Below are 14,095 nucleotides of genomic sequence, written 5' to 3' on the forward strand. Positions count from 1 at the left end.
ATAATAGTAAATATTTTAATAAACGCATATAAGAAAATAAATAATGAAGTGAAACTTCTATCAGTGGACCATTACGTTAAAAAAGGAAGGGTGTGGAATATGCCAGATTTAGTGAGTGATGTAAGCCATTATATGAATTATTTAGTAACGAAACGAAATACGGTTTCTAGTAATATTGCAAATGCGAATACACCTGGCTATAAAGCACAAGATGTAACATTTGCTGAGCAGATGAATAAAAGTAGTGCATTATATAAAAACAATGCGGCTGATTTAAAGAGTAATCCAGATTTATATCAAACGAATGAAATGCACTTGCCGACAGTAAATACGAAAAATACATATGCAAAGATTCAAACAAAATCAATGCAAACGAATAAAGACGGAAATAGTGTGGATGTAACGACAGAAATGCTAGATTTAATGAAAGCAAATCAGTTATACGGTATTTCAGTTAACGCAATTAATACACAATATGCAATTAACCAAGCGGCACGCGGACGTTAAAAGTAGAAGGAGAGACAACGGATGTTTCAGGCAATTAATGCAAGTGGCTCAGGACTAACGACAGCGAGAAAGTGGATGGAAGTTACTTCTAACAATATTGTAAATGCAAATACGACGGCGGCTCCGGGGGCAGATTTATATGAGCGTCGTAGTGTGGTGCTAGAATCAAACAATAGTTTTGCAAGTATGCTAGATGGGGCTCCTACTAACGGAGTAAAAATAAAAAGTATTGAAGCAGACAAAATGGAAAATTTAGTGTATGATCCGACGCATCCGCACGCAAATGAAGAAGGATATGTACGTTATCCCAATATTGATGTAACTGCTGAAATGACGAATGTAATGGTTGCTCAAAAAATGTATGAAGCGAATACGAGTGTATTAAATGCGAATAAAAAAATGCTTGATAAAGATTTAGAAATCGGCCGAGGATAAGGGGGAAGATAGTAATATGAAAATTCAACCAATGTTACATACACAACCATTTGGAGCAATTCAGTCAATTGGTGCACCGAAAACTTCTCAAACATCTGTAGTTGAGGGGAAAAAGTTTATTGATTTATTGGAAGATATGAATCAAACGCAAAACAATGCGCAAACAGCAGTATATGATTTACTAACTAAAGGGGTAGGAGAAACACATGACGTTTTAATTCAGCAAAAGAAAGCTGAGTCTCAAATGAAAACAGCTGCTCTCGTACGTGATAATCTTATTGAAAATTATAAGTCACTAATTAATATGCAAATTTAGGAAAGTGGACGGGTGTGTTTAAATGGAAAAGATGAAAAATGTTATTCAATCGTTAAAAACGTGGCATAAGTTAGTAATTGGTGCTGCGCTTTTAGCGATTGTAACAGGAGCACTTTTATACTTCACCTTGCCAGATAAATATGTTGTTGTATATCAAAATTTAAATGATACAGATAAACAAGAGATTACAGCAGAATTATCGAAGTTAGGTGTCGATTATCAATTAGCGGCCGATGGTTCGATTCGTGTGCAAAAGAATGATGCTCCATGGGTTCGAAAAGAAATGAATGGGATGGGCTTACCGTTTAATTCGAAAAGCGGTGAGGAAATTTTATTAGAAAGCTCTCTCGGTTCAAGTGAGCAAGATAAAAAAATGAAGCAAATTGTCGGTACGAAGAAGCAATTGGAGCAAGATATTGTAAGGAATTTTGCGACAGTTGAAACGGCAAATGTTCAAATTACATTGCCTGAAAAAGAGACAATTTTTGATGAAGAAAAAGCAAAAGGAACAGCGGCGATTACGGTTGGAGTGAAGCGTGGACAATTGTTAACAGCTGATCAAGTTGCGGGTATACAGCAAATGATTAGTGCAGCGGTTCCTGGTGTGAAAGCAGAAGAAGTAAGTGTTATTGATAGTAAAAAAGGTGTTATCTCAAAAGGAGCAGATGAAGCACATTCTAGTAGTTCCTCTTCTTATGAGAAAGAAGTAGAGATGCAGCACCAACTTGAAGGTAAATTAAAGCAAGATATTGATGCAACGTTAATGACGATGTTTAAACCGAATGAATATAAAGTGAATACGAAAGTATCTGTAAACTACGATGAAGTTACACGTCAGTCAGAAAAGTATGGTGATAAAGGTGTACTTCGTAGTAAACAAGAGCAAGAGGAAAGCTCTACTGCGCAAGAAGGGGCAGATACGAAGCAAGGTGCTGGTATTACAGCGAACGGTGAAGTGCCAAACTACGGTACGAACAATAATCAAAATGGTAAAGTTGTCTATGATAATAAAAATGGTAACAAAATCGAAAACTATGAAATAGATAAAACAGTTGAAACAATTAAGAAACACCCAGAATTAACGAAAACAAATGTTGTTGTATGGGTAGATAATGATACGCTAGTAAAACGTAGAATTGATATGACAACTTTTAAAGAAGCAATCGGAACAGCGGCAGGACTTCAAGCTGATCCGAACGGTAACTTTATAAATGGTCAAGTTAACGTTGTAACTGTTCAGTTCGATCAGCCGAAAGCAGAAAAAGAGAAAGAGCCAGAAAAAAGTGGTATGAACTGGTGGTTATTCGGTGGAATTACAGCTGCCTTATTAGCGATTGGTGGCCTAGTATGGTTCTTATTAGCAAGACGTAAGAGAAAGAAAGAAGAAGAGGAATATGAAGAATACTTAGCAGAAGAGGAAATTGCTGCAAGTAATGAAAGTATCTTGGAAATTCCTGAAGAAAAAATAGTGCCAGAGCCAAAACCTGAACCAGAAGAACCGAAAGAACCAACGTTAGATGAACAAGTGCAGGATGCTACGAAAGAACATGTAGAAGGAACTGCAAAAGTAATTAAAAAATGGTTAAACGGACAGTAAGGGAGGAACAACGATGCTAGATGAAATCTCCTCCAAAGAAAAAGCTGCCATCCTTATTCGTACATTAGAAGAAGGGGTGGCAGCAAAAGTCATTGAATATATGACAGCTGAGGAAAAAGAAGTATTACTTCGTGAAATCGCAAAGTTTCGTGTATACAAACCAGAAACGTTAGAAAATGTACTAGGAGAGTTCTTATATGAACTAAATGTAAAAGAATTGAACTTAGTCACTCCAGATAAAGAATACATTCGTCGCATATTTAAAAACATGCCAGAAGACGAACTGGAAAAATTATTGGAAGATCTTTGGTATAACAAAGATAATCCGTTTGAGTTCTTAAATTCACTTACAGATTTAGAGCCACTTCTTACAGTGCTTAATGATGAGTCACCACAAACAATTGCAATTATCGCTTCTTATATTAAACCGCAACTTGCGTCTCAATTAATTGAGAGATTGCCAGATCATAAGCGCGTTGAAACGGTAATGGGTATAGCGAAACTAGAACAAGTTGATGGTGAGTTAATTAATCAAATTGGTGAGTTGTTAAAATCGAAATTAAATAATATGGCATTTAGTGCAATTAATAAAACTGATGGCTTGAAAACAATCGTAAATATTTTAAATAATGTTTCACGAGGTGTTGAAAAAACAGTCTTTCAAAAGCTGGATGAAGTCGATTATGAGTTATCTGAGAAAATTAAAGAAAATATGTTTGTCTTTGAAGACTTACTTGGTCTTGAAGATCTTGCGCTTCGCCGTGTATTAGAAGAAATTACAGATAACGGTGTTCTTGCGAAAGCACTTAAAATTGCAAAAGAAGAAATTAAAGAGAAATTATTTACATGTATGTCTTCAAACCGTAAAGAGATGATTCTAGAAGAATTAGATGGCTTAGGACCGCTTAAGATGACGGATGCTGAAAAAGCGCAGCAAACGATCACTGGTACAGTGAAAAAGCTAGAGAAAGAAGGAAGAATTATCGTTCAAAGAGGTGAAGAGGATGTCCTTATTTAAAAACAGAATTCCGAAGAATTCTGTTTCTTTTTCTGAAGAAACGTATGAATTACAATTTCCAAAACCAGCTTCAGTTCAAATAGAAGAGGAAGAATTACAAGCTGATCATGCAGAACTTCGCGCCCAGCAAGAATCGTTACATATGGAAATGAATCAGCTAAGGCAAGAGAAGCAAATGCTAGAACGAGAGCGGCAGCAGTTATTACAAGATAAAGAACAATTTCAAATGCATATTCATGAGCAAATGGAACAGATGGAAGCAGCGCGTGTGCAATTTCAAAAAGAACAACAAGAAACAGCGTATGAATGGACAGAGTTGTTATGGGATCAATCTTTTCATCTAGCAGAAAAAATCGTGAATCAAGCGGTAGATTCACGATTGCTTGATGTGTTACCTATTTTAACTGGCATCGTGCAAACATTGCCAACTTCGTTTGAAAAATTAATCATTACAGTACATCCAGAAACGTTTGAACGTATTCAAGAAGAGAAGGAGAATACGAAAGAATATTGGTTACTACAATTAGTAGAATGGAAATATGATTTCTCCCTGCAGTTTGGTGAATTTGTTCTGGAAGAAGAGAAAGAGTTCTTTGAATTTAAATTTGCACCTATATTTGCGAAACTTCGTCAGAAATGGGAAGAAGAGAAGTTATTTGAGGAGCAAAATGTATGAGCCGCCTGTTAATGAATGAGAACGAAAAATGGAATAAGTTCATTGAAACACCGCTGTATACGAAAGTAGGCAAAGTTCATAGTGTACAAGAACAGTTTTTCGTAGCAAAAGGGCCGAAAGCGAAGATCGGAGATGTTTGCTTCGTTGGAGAACATAACGTCTTATGTGAAGTGATTGCCATTGAAAAAGAAAATAATATGCTACTTCCATTTGAACAGACAGAAAAAGTATGTTATGGAGATTCAGTGACATTAGTTTCAGAAGATGTTGTTGTACCACGTGGTAATCACTTGCTCGGAAAAGTGTTAAGTGCAAATGGTGAAGTGTTAAATGAGGAAGCTGAAAACATTCCATTACAGAAAATAAAACTAGATGCACCACCTATACATGCATTTGAACGTGAAGAGATTACCGATGTATTTGAAACAGGAATAAAATCAATTGATTCTATGCTAACAATTGGTATCGGTCAAAAGATTGGTATTTTTGCTGGGTCAGGTGTTGGTAAATCAACTTTACTTGGAATGATAGCAAAAAATGCAAAAGCTGATATAAATGTTATTAGTTTAGTAGGGGAACGTGGCCGGGAAGTAAAAGACTTTATTCGAAAAGAGTTAGGCGAGGAAGGGATGCGAAAAAGCGTCGTTGTTGTAGCGACGTCAGATGAAAGTCATCTTATGCAACTTCGTGCAGCGAAACTCGCAACGTCTATTGCTGAATACTTCCGTGATCAAGGTAATAACGTATTACTTATGATGGACTCTGTTACTCGTTTTGCCGATGCACGAAGAAGTGTTGATATTGCTGTTAAAGAATTACCGATTGGTGGTAAAACACTGTTAATGGAAAGTTATATGAAGAAGTTGTTAGAGCGGTCCGGAAAAACACAAAAGGGATCTATAACAGGTATTTATACGGTGCTTGTTGATGGGGATGATTTAAATGGTCCTGTACCAGATTTAGCACGTGGTATTTTAGATGGACATATCGTATTAAAGCGTGAGCTTGCAACGCTTAGTCATTATCCTGCAATTTCAGTATTAGATTCAGTAAGTAGGATTATGGAAGAAATTGTTTCGCCACATCATTGGCAACTTGCAAATGAAATGAGAAAGATTTTATCAATTTATAAAGAAAATGAATTGTATTTTAAGCTAGGAACGATTCAAGAAAATGAAGAAAATGCTTATATTTTTGAATGTAAAAATAAAGTAGAAGGCATAAATACATTTTTAAAGCAAGGTCGATCGGATAGTTTCCAATTTGATGATATCGTTGAAGCGATACAGCATATAGTATAAGGCCTCTGCCCAAGAGGTCTTATTTTTTTGTTTTTTAATATTTCACAGATTTTTTTGGAAAAAAACTATATAATAGAAAAAGAGAACGTTATAATAGAAAGGGGCTATGAAAACAGGTGGATAAACAGCAGTACGACACAATAAAATTGCAAATAAACCAAGAAAAAGAACATATTTTAAAAGAAGTGTATGAATTAACAGCTGAAAAAAGAAAAATAGAACAAAAAAAAGAATATGATTTATATGTTGTGAAATCGCGTAGTAAAGTCGTACAAACTGGGCAACGTATTATGGCTGGCATGCTTTCTTCACATACGTTTTCACCTGAAAGAATAGAAGAATGGAATCGAAAAATTAAAAAAACGGAAGGTTTTATTCAAAAAAATGAAAGCCTTTTAGAGCAAGTAAAAGAAAAAGAACGTGTCATTGATGAGATGTATCAAGAAGATTGCAAAAAGCTTGCGAAAGCACAAGAAAAGCTGGAAGAAAAAATGCTTCTGGATTTGAAAATGTGTATGAATGGATGAGGTGAATGTAGTGATACAGTCTGTATTACCGGTGCAACAAAGTTTACCTCCGCAAAAAGAAAAAGGGCTAGAAGTACAATCAAAAAATGAAGATTCTTCATTCGATCGTACGATGAGAATGGAAAATAAAAAACAGCCGCAAACGGAGAAAATGAAACGAGAAGAAGCACCAAAAGAAGAGAGAAAAGATTATATTCTTTCTAAAAAATCGGTAACGGAAGAAGAACCTATTGTAAAGAAAGAAGAAAAAAAAGAGACAGAACAGTTGTTATTAGCTGTATCTGAGCAAATGGTTGCAATTGAGCAATTACATGTGCAGCCGGAATTGTTATATCAATACATACAAAAAATACAAGAGCTATATAAAGAATATGGCAATATTAAACTTAATGAATTACCTGCAGCTGAATTACAACAATTACAAGAACTTCTTTCAAATATGAATATCAAAAATGCTATATGTTTAGAAGATACAATGCAAATGGTATTAGACAAAATGAAGATGCCAGAGCAAGCGATGCAAGCATTGAAGGCTGTAGAAACAGAAACTTGTAATATTGCAAAGAAACAAGAAGAGTTTAAAGACGTAGATCTTCCGAAAGCTGAGAGCGATGATGCAAAGATAGAGTTGCCAGAAGTTGATGCATTAAACGATTCGAGCTCTGCAGGTGCAGAATTATTAAATAAAACGACGAGTACCGAACAAATAGGGAAATCAAATAGTGGTGCTGAGAAAGTTTCATTACCTGACTTAGGAAAGAAAATGGAAGCGCAAGTAGAAGCGCTGCAAAAATTTGTAGTGAAACAAGAACGTGTTTTATTTCAGTTAAATCCAGAAAAACTTGGTACATTAACAGTGTTTATGAAAAAACACGGAGATCAAATTGACGTTCACGTAGAAATGGAAAAACACGATGCGAAAAAACGTGTTGAAATCATTTTTGATGAATTGAGATTAAAGTTAAAAGAAAAAGAAATCAATATTCAAATTAGCTATTCAGATAAAGATGAAAATCGTAAAGAACAGCGAGAACAAGAGCAAAGGCAAAAACAGAAATTAGCAAATACAAATCATGAAAAACAACAATCAACAGAATTTGCGGGATTATTGGAGGAATAAAGCGTGCCAACAGTTGGATTAAATACAACGAGTACAAATCATATTCCGTTACAAGCAGGAGCGCAAAAAAGTAATGTACCTGTTAATGGTGTACAATCGCCAGTGCAACAAAGTAATGGAGTTTCAGCAGGAGCGCAAAAGACTCCTGGGGTAATGGGGAAAGATGATTTCTTAAAATTGTTTTTATCAAGTTTCCAACATCAAGATCCATTTAATGCGATGGATATGAATCAAATGATGAATCAGACAGCGCAGTTATCTCTTATGGAACAAGTACAGAATATGACGAAAGCAGTAGATAAGCTGCAATCAACGATGTATTCAACAGCACTTGATGGTGGAATGAAGTTTTTAGGGAAATACGTAAGAGGTGTTGACGGTGACGGAAACAAAGTAACCGGTCAAGTAGAAACAGTTCGTCTTGCGGAAAATAACGATGTACAGCTCGTTATTAATAATAAAGTTGTCTCTCTTCGTTTCGTTGAGAGAGTGTCTGATAAACCGATTGGGGAAACGAACCCAGAAGACGCAAAGAAAGACGATCAAAAAGTAACTGAAGAAGTAAAAAATACAAATTCATAAGGAGTGTCCATACGTTATGATTAAAGCGTTATATACAAGTATTACAGGGATGAATGCAACACAAAATGCATTAAGTGTAACTTCAAATAATATTGCCAATGCACAAACAGTAGGTTATAAAAAACAAAAAGCAATGTTTGATGATTTACTATATAACAATTCGATTGGTGCAAAAGGTGACGGTAAATACGCAGGAACGAATCCGAAAAGTATTGGTAACGGTGTGAAAATGAGTGGTACTGTTACGGATTATAGTGATGGTACAATTACGTTAACAGGTGGCAAAACACAAGCCGCAATGGAAGGTAATGGTTTCTTCGTTGTAGGTGATTCAAAAGGCGGAAATATGGAATTTACTCGTAAAGGTACGTTTGGGATATCTTCAGATTACTATATTACGAATACTGAAGGTCAATACGTATTTGCATACCCTGCAAATGAGGCAACTGGTGAAGTTGATTTATCTGGAATTCCAGGACCGTTGCAAATTCCAATGGGAACAGCAATTGGTGGTATTCGAACATCGAAAGGGACCATTAAAGGGAATATTCCAACTGGTGAAAAACAAATCACACAAGATTTACCTGTATATGATAATGCGGGGAATACATGGACAATGCGTGTAGAGTTTAAACAAACGAGCGAACATAATTATACATATAAAGTACAAATGCGTAATGACTCGAAAAAAGAAACAGAGTTTAAAGATGTTCCAGGTGCAGGTGGTAATATGACATTTGATGCTGTTGGAAATCCAAATCCGAAAGAGCAAGGAGCTAATATTCCATTTGATGGCGGCTCTATAAAATTAGACTTAAGCCATTTAACAAATCATCCAACAGATAAAACATTATCAGTAACAGACGTAGATGGTAGAGCAGCAGCGACGGTTAAAGATTGCTTCATTGCTGACGGTGGATATGTGATGGTAAAATATTCTGATGGAAGTATGAAATCTGCAGGCCAATTAGCTGTTGCGATGTTCCCGAACGAAGGTGGACTAATGAAAACAGGTAATGGTAACTATACGGCGACGAATACAACAGGTATTTTAGCTCTTGGTACATCTGGTCAAAACGGTGCAGGTAAAGTGCGCGGTGGTGCACAAGAAGGTGCTAACGTAGATTTATCTGTAGAATTCGTTGACTTAATGTTATACCAACGCGGATTCCAAGGAAATGCGAAAGTAATTAAAGTTTCAGATGAAGTATTAAATGAAGTTGTAAACTTAATTAGATAATATATCGCATGGAAAAAATGTAATGGAGTAGAAAGGGTTTTTTATTCGTATGACAAGACAAGAGCGAATTTTACAATTGCCTTTTTTCGAAAATAAACGTGAACTTGCCGAGCAAGTATTAAAAATAGAACGAGAAGAGCATGTATATTTACCAGATCAATTTGAAATTAAGCAAGTGCCACCGTATTCATTTGGCGAAAAACAAGCAATCATTGGCCGTATCCATGAGTTTTATTTCATAAGTGTTGGTAGCGATAGTGTTTGGAAGTATCAACTGTTTAAGGATGAGATGAAGTGTCGTGAGTTTTTTGTTATGTTGCCAAATATTACGGATCAGCAGATAGCGTTTTGGTTTAATAACATAGAGTTATTGAAAAGTTCTTAAAAAGATCTAAAAAGCTCTTTTTAGGGTTGACGAGAGGACCCAGCGTTGTTTTTGAGCGGTTAGTGCCTAATAGGGCCTCGACTGGTGTGTAAGGACAAAGGTATGGAGAGTTACTAGGGTAGTATAAGAAGAGGTAAGCAAAGTTTAGTGTGGATAAACAGTTATGGTCCAGAAGAGCTCCTAGTTGTAAGAATAGAGCTATGGAGGCGTACTGAGATAATCATTTCATAGTAGGCCAGTGCCTTCTGGATAGTATGTAACAATAGATTTTTATAAAAGGAGAGGTGAGGAGGATGGCGCAAAATAAGTATCGCGTTACATTCATTTCGCCGAGTGAGGTTGAGCAGCGGACTGTAATGGGGGCGAATAGTTTGCCAGATTTAATTCGTAAAGTAGAAAGTATTATCGCAGATCCAAACGGTTATTTTGTGAATGATAAAAAAAATAATTGTTATTTTAAAGTGATTAAAGAAAATGTTACGTTTATTCAATATGAGTTACTATTTTCGGATAAGGAAATTCATATTGAAAAATTAAAACATATAGCACCGGTAGTATTAAAGCGATTATTCGAAAAAATAAATGACCCGGAATTATATGCACTCGCGCTACTTGATGTTGATATAGCAACGAAAGAATATGTGCTAGCAGAAATGAATTCTGAACTGAGAATAAGAGTAGAGACAGAGCTTTCGAAAAAATGGGAAGCAATGCCGACGGAAATTGTAGGTGCACAAGAAGTTTTATTAGAGGCACTTGCTTCGTTTATACAAGATTAATTGTTTTTTTATAAAATGAATCGTTCGACTATCTATATTTTTTATATAGGTAGTTGACTTTTTCTCTTTTATAAAGCTTAATAATTAGATATACGGAATTAATGGAAGGGGAGCGACACCTTTATGTCACAAGCACAAAGTATTTTATTAGAAAGCGGAACAAATGAATTAGAGATTGTTACGTACACTGTTGGTGAAAACCTATTTAGTATTAATGTAATGAAAGTACGTGAAATCATTAATCCATTCCCTGTTACAACTGTGCCAGAATCTCATCATGCAGTTGAAGGTGTTGTTCAAGTACGTGGTGAAATTTTACCTGTTATTAACTTGGCAATGGCTCTTAATTTAAAGTCAACAAAGCCACTTGATCAAACGAAATTTATCATCTCAGAATTAAACCAAATGAAAGTTATTTTCCGCGTTGATGAAGTGCATCGTATTCAACGTATTTCGTGGGAACAAATTGATGAACCAGCTTCATTATCTATGGGACTAGAAGAAACGACATCTGGTATTGTAAAACTAGATGGAAAAATCATCTTACTATTAGATTATGAAAAAATTGTATGTGAAATTAGCGGCACTGGTTATGACAATAAATCAATTGCAGGATTAGAACAAAAAACAGATCGAGCTGAAAAAGTAATTTACATTGCAGAAGATTCAGCGATGCTTCGCCAAATATTAGAAGAAACATTATCATCAGCTGGATATACAAAAATGAACTTCTTCAGCAATGGTGCAGAAGCGTTAGCGCAAATTGAAAAATTAGCGAAAGAGCAAGGCGAAAAAATGTTTGAGCATATTCACTTGCTAATTACCGATATTGAAATGCCAAAAATGGATGGACATCATTTAACGAAAGTGGTTAAGGATAGTGAAGTAATGAATCGTTTACCAGTCATTATTTTCTCTTCATTAATTACAAATGAATTATTCCATAAAGGTGAAGCTGTAGGAGCAAATGCTCAAGTAAGTAAGCCAGATATTCAAGAGCTAATTGGTTTAGTTGATAAGTTAGTGTTGTAAGAAAAGCACTTTTTTAGCTGGAATAGAGGAACTAGCTATGTGTGGCAGCGGTCAGTGCCTAATAGAGACCCATGCGATGTAAGACCAGAGATATGGAGTGTTTTTTAGGTAAATGGGACGAGATAGCCGCCGAGATAGCTTTAGAAGAAGCGAGACTTCGATTGAGGATTTGAAGACTGGGTTTATAACTCTATTCTGTTAGAGAGAGGAAGGAATTAGCCAATGCTACATATGGCTAATTCCTTTTTAGTATTCTATACTTTAAGCTGGTAGAAAAATGAAAGGTTTCTTGGGTGTTTGTCGCTGTATGTGTGAATAATCTTTATTTAGAGATTTTTGATTTAAAAATATAAGCAAACGTATTTTCGATTGTTATTTTAGTAATATTTCGTGGTAACGCAAATTTTTTCGGTGAAAAAACATCCGAAATACCATATAATATAATTAAATGTAATTAATATGCAATTTTGCATATTAATAAAAAACATTTTCCGAATTTTTATACTTTCTATACATTTTTGTATGTTTATTATTTGACAGATAATTTCGAACTGTTATAATATGGATATGTAAAAATTGCTATTTTCTTAAAAGACATGGAAGTCAGATGAGAATTGTGAAAGGATGAGGGGGAGTGGCACAGATTATGTATCACCACACAGCAATTAATGTATTAGGTCTTTTACAAAACATGTCAAATAATAAAATGAACGATATGCAACTAGAAGCGGAATTTAAAAAAATAGAAAAAGAATTCCAAGTAAAGTATGAAGAGTTACTTGATTTACATAATAGAATGGTATTATTTCAAATAGATATAGAAAAAAATGGCGGGATGCGAGCATATGAAAAATCAGCAATTACATGGCTGAAGTCTGAACTAGAGCTACTGTATGAAGTGTATCAATTTTGTCAACGTCACGGTTTAAACATTTTAAATATTTCAAAATACGTAAGTAAAAATGAACTAAATCTTTTTCCAAAAACAGAAAGTCAATTGCAAAATACGTATTATAAATTAAAAAAACGTGAAATACCGTTTGAAAATATTGAAAAACAAAAACCAGGACGAAAGCGAAAATATATACCAGCAAAAGAGACAATCGTTGCAAGAAAACAAGAAAACGAGTACGAATTAAAAGAAGAAATCCAGCATAAAGAGGATGAAAAAAATCTTGTAACAGTTATATCTGGTATCGTTGATAACTTTGAAACAATTAATCAATGTAGTGAAAGGAAAGAAGACGAACTACATCAGTTTATGGAAGGTATTTATAAGCTTTCTAGCATGGCAGCAGGGCGTTCTAGAGAAGCAAAGAACACACGTAGTCTAGAAGATGAATTGCAGTCGTTACAACTAGAAAATGAAAGGCTAAAACGAGAGAAAGAAGAGCTTGTACAAGATATTAAAGGTATGACGCAGCTTTTAATTCATTTCATTACAAGTTCTGATATCGATCAAATTCGTAAATTACCAACTTTCGTACAAGATTGTAAAATGGAATTACATAAACTTGGGCTATATAATGCACAAGACGGAAAAATGAAAATAATGGTTGACCGTAGCGGACAAGTTATGACGGTAACACAGTAATAAAATTTGGGTACAAAATAAAAGGGAGATACATAGTTTATATGTATTTCCCTTTTGTTTTGTATGGAATCGTTCCAAAGAAGGAAGATTAATTTTTATGATTGTAGTAGTTTAAAGACCATTTGCGGAATTTGGTTCGCTTGTGAAACCATACTAAGTGCAACTTCAGTCAATAATTTGAACTTTAAAAAATCACTCATCTCCTGCGCCATGTCTGCATCTTCAATTAGAGATGCAGCATCTGTTAACGCCATACTTTGATTATTTAAATTTTCAATATTAAACTGTAAACGATTTATCATTGCACCAAGGTCGGCACGATGAAGTGACACACTTTGCAAAGCCTCTTCGATTTTACGAATTGCCGTTCTTGCTTCTTGTTCCGTTGAAATCTTGATGTCATGTTGTGTAGGGGAAGGGGGAATATGTTTCGTCATATTTATTGTATGACCGATATCGTCTAATGTAATAGGGCGGTTTTGACCGTCAAATACGGATAAATCATTAAACTCAGTCGTCTCGCCAATATAGCCAATTTGTTCTGTTAAAGATTGAAACTCTTTATTCAGCGAATGACAGTTTTTATTTGAATTTGTACCGTTTGAGGATTGAACGGCCAAATCACGCATACGCTGTAAAATATTCGTCACAGTTTGAAGGGCAGCTTCGGCCGTGCGAAGCATCGATATCGCATCCTCATTATTACGAATCGCCACGCGCATACCACTTGCTCTCGCATGCACCCGAGTAACAATTGCAACATTCGCTGGATTATCAGAAGCGTGGTTTAACTTCTTACCAGTCGCCAAATGCTCCATTGCAACATTCATACGCTTCTCATTCTCATACAACGACTGCCTAGCATTCCTACTTAAAACATTTGTACCAATACGCATAATAGACACTCCTTATAGATTGATATAGTTAGTGTTCTAAAGCTAATAAAAGGTCATGAAAAGATAAAAAGGCTTATGCTTATTTGCTAT

Annotated in this window: 16 protein-coding genes; 15 read left to right on the forward strand and 1 reads right to left on the reverse strand. The window is 35.2% G+C overall.

All coding sequences use genetic code 11. From position 1 onward, the window contains the following. Positions 1 to 48 precede the first annotated feature (48 nt). The 15 genes from flgB (at position 49) to ACQGSG_RS13250 (ending at position 13,109) form a co-directional block, all read left to right on the forward strand. Positions 49 to 507 (forward strand): flagellar basal body rod protein FlgB, encoded by a 459-nt coding sequence (gene flgB, locus ACQGSG_RS13180; protein ID WP_426947492.1) that lies wholly within the window; start codon positions 49 to 51, stop codon positions 505 to 507. A gap of 21 nt (positions 508 to 528) precedes the next feature. Further along, positions 529 to 942, forward strand: coding sequence for a flagellar basal body rod protein FlgC (gene flgC / locus ACQGSG_RS13185; protein ID WP_325842272.1), 414 nt, complete (start codon positions 529 to 531; stop codon positions 940 to 942). Positions 943 to 958: 16 nt separating this feature from the next. Beyond that, entirely contained in the window at positions 959 to 1,258 is a 300-nt protein-coding gene (gene fliE / locus ACQGSG_RS13190; protein ID WP_000701672.1) for a flagellar hook-basal body complex protein FliE, read from the forward strand. Positions 1,259 to 1,280: 22 nt separating this feature from the next. After that, positions 1,281 to 2,855, forward strand: a complete 1,575-nt coding sequence (locus tag ACQGSG_RS13195) for a flagellar M-ring protein FliF C-terminal domain-containing protein (protein ID WP_044796754.1) — start codon at positions 1,281 to 1,283, stop codon at positions 2,853 to 2,855. 13 nt (positions 2,856 to 2,868) lie between these two features. Beyond that, positions 2,869 to 3,873, forward strand: coding sequence for a flagellar motor switch protein FliG (fliG, locus tag ACQGSG_RS13200; protein ID WP_000883364.1), 1,005 nt, complete (start codon positions 2,869 to 2,871; stop codon positions 3,871 to 3,873). After that, positions 3,860 to 4,549 carry a FliH/SctL family protein gene (locus ACQGSG_RS13205; RefSeq protein WP_000051691.1) on the forward strand — a complete coding sequence of 230 codons (690 nt, stop codon included), beginning with the start codon at positions 3,860 to 3,862 and terminating at the stop codon, positions 4,547 to 4,549. The genes fliG and ACQGSG_RS13205 overlap by 14 nt, the downstream gene beginning before the upstream one ends. Then, a complete protein-coding gene (gene fliI, locus ACQGSG_RS13210) occupies positions 4,546 to 5,850 on the forward strand; it encodes a flagellar protein export ATPase FliI (protein WP_000088693.1) in 1,305 nt (434 codons plus the stop codon). Before ACQGSG_RS13205 ends, fliI begins: the two co-directional genes overlap by 4 nt. Before the next feature lie 116 nt (positions 5,851 to 5,966). After that, the gene (locus tag ACQGSG_RS13215; protein WP_000360855.1) at positions 5,967 to 6,377 is read left to right on the forward strand and encodes a hypothetical protein; all 411 of its coding nucleotides are present in this window, start codon (positions 5,967 to 5,969) and stop codon (positions 6,375 to 6,377) included. Positions 6,378 to 6,387: 10 nt separating this feature from the next. Further along, complete coding sequence (locus ACQGSG_RS13220) at positions 6,388 to 7,497, forward strand: flagellar hook-length control protein FliK (RefSeq protein WP_141552437.1); 1,110 nt, start codon at positions 6,388 to 6,390, stop codon at positions 7,495 to 7,497. A gap of 3 nt (positions 7,498 to 7,500) precedes the next feature. After that, positions 7,501 to 8,079, forward strand: a complete 579-nt coding sequence (locus tag ACQGSG_RS13225) for a flagellar hook assembly protein FlgD (protein ID WP_001143460.1) — start codon at positions 7,501 to 7,503, stop codon at positions 8,077 to 8,079. A 16-nt stretch (positions 8,080 to 8,095) separates the two neighbouring features. After that, positions 8,096 to 9,319 carry a flagellar hook protein FlgE gene (locus tag ACQGSG_RS13230; RefSeq protein ID WP_000588321.1) on the forward strand — a complete coding sequence of 408 codons (1,224 nt, stop codon included), beginning with the start codon at positions 8,096 to 8,098 and terminating at the stop codon, positions 9,317 to 9,319. A 49-nt stretch (positions 9,320 to 9,368) separates the two neighbouring features. Beyond that, positions 9,369 to 9,704 (forward strand): DUF3964 family protein, encoded by a 336-nt coding sequence (locus tag ACQGSG_RS13235; protein ID WP_000198167.1) that lies wholly within the window; start codon positions 9,369 to 9,371, stop codon positions 9,702 to 9,704. Between the two features lie 293 nt (positions 9,705 to 9,997). Beyond that, entirely contained in the window at positions 9,998 to 10,483 is a 486-nt protein-coding gene (locus ACQGSG_RS13240) for a hypothetical protein (protein WP_061883963.1), read from the forward strand. 123 nt (positions 10,484 to 10,606) lie between these two features. Continuing rightward, on the forward strand, positions 10,607 to 11,515 hold the full coding sequence (locus ACQGSG_RS13245; protein WP_000075943.1) for a chemotaxis protein: 909 nt from the start codon (positions 10,607 to 10,609) through the stop codon (positions 11,513 to 11,515). Between the two features lie 646 nt (positions 11,516 to 12,161). Further along, entirely contained in the window at positions 12,162 to 13,109 is a 948-nt protein-coding gene (locus ACQGSG_RS13250) for a DNA-binding domain-containing protein (RefSeq protein WP_142338790.1), read from the forward strand. Between the two features lie 95 nt (positions 13,110 to 13,204). Here the strand turns inward: ACQGSG_RS13250 and ACQGSG_RS13255 are convergent, their stop codons facing one another. Beyond that, on the reverse strand, positions 13,205 to 14,005 hold the full coding sequence (locus ACQGSG_RS13255; RefSeq protein ID WP_098877781.1) for a flagellin: 801 nt from the start codon (positions 14,003 to 14,005) through the stop codon (positions 13,205 to 13,207). Positions 14,006 to 14,095: the final 90 nt, after the last annotated feature.

The organism is Bacillus sp. GMa5/1 (assembly GCF_050172015.1).
GTDB lineage: Bacteria > Bacillota > Bacilli > Bacillales > Bacillaceae_G > Bacillus_A > Bacillus_A cereus.

What these genes read in the sequence shown, in the direction of transcription:
- flgC (WP_325842272.1), top strand. Translation starts at nt 529, where the DNA reads ATGTTTCAGGCAATTAATGCAAGTGGCTCAGGACTAACGACAGCGAGA.
- fliE (WP_000701672.1), top strand. Translation starts at nt 959, where the DNA reads ATGAAAATTCAACCAATGTTACATACACAACCATTTGGAGCAATTCAG.
- ACQGSG_RS13195 (WP_044796754.1), top strand. Translation starts at nt 1,281, where the DNA reads ATGGAAAAGATGAAAAATGTTATTCAATCGTTAAAAACGTGGCATAAG.
- fliG (WP_000883364.1), top strand. Translation starts at nt 2,869, where the DNA reads ATGCTAGATGAAATCTCCTCCAAAGAAAAAGCTGCCATCCTTATTCGT.
- ACQGSG_RS13205 (WP_000051691.1), top strand. Translation starts at nt 3,860, where the DNA reads ATGTCCTTATTTAAAAACAGAATTCCGAAGAATTCTGTTTCTTTTTCT.
- fliI (WP_000088693.1), top strand. Translation starts at nt 4,546, where the DNA reads ATGAGCCGCCTGTTAATGAATGAGAACGAAAAATGGAATAAGTTCATT.
- ACQGSG_RS13230 (WP_000588321.1), top strand. Translation starts at nt 8,096, where the DNA reads ATGATTAAAGCGTTATATACAAGTATTACAGGGATGAATGCAACACAA.
- ACQGSG_RS13235 (WP_000198167.1), top strand. Translation starts at nt 9,369, where the DNA reads ATGACAAGACAAGAGCGAATTTTACAATTGCCTTTTTTCGAAAATAAA.
- ACQGSG_RS13240 (WP_061883963.1), top strand. Translation starts at nt 9,998, where the DNA reads ATGGCGCAAAATAAGTATCGCGTTACATTCATTTCGCCGAGTGAGGTT.
- ACQGSG_RS13245 (WP_000075943.1), top strand. Translation starts at nt 10,607, where the DNA reads ATGTCACAAGCACAAAGTATTTTATTAGAAAGCGGAACAAATGAATTA.
- ACQGSG_RS13250 (WP_142338790.1), top strand. Translation starts at nt 12,162, where the DNA reads ATGTATCACCACACAGCAATTAATGTATTAGGTCTTTTACAAAACATG.
- ACQGSG_RS13255 (WP_098877781.1), bottom strand. Translation starts at nt 14,005, where the DNA reads ATGCGTATTGGTACAAATGTTTTAAGTAGGAATGCTAGGCAGTCGTTG.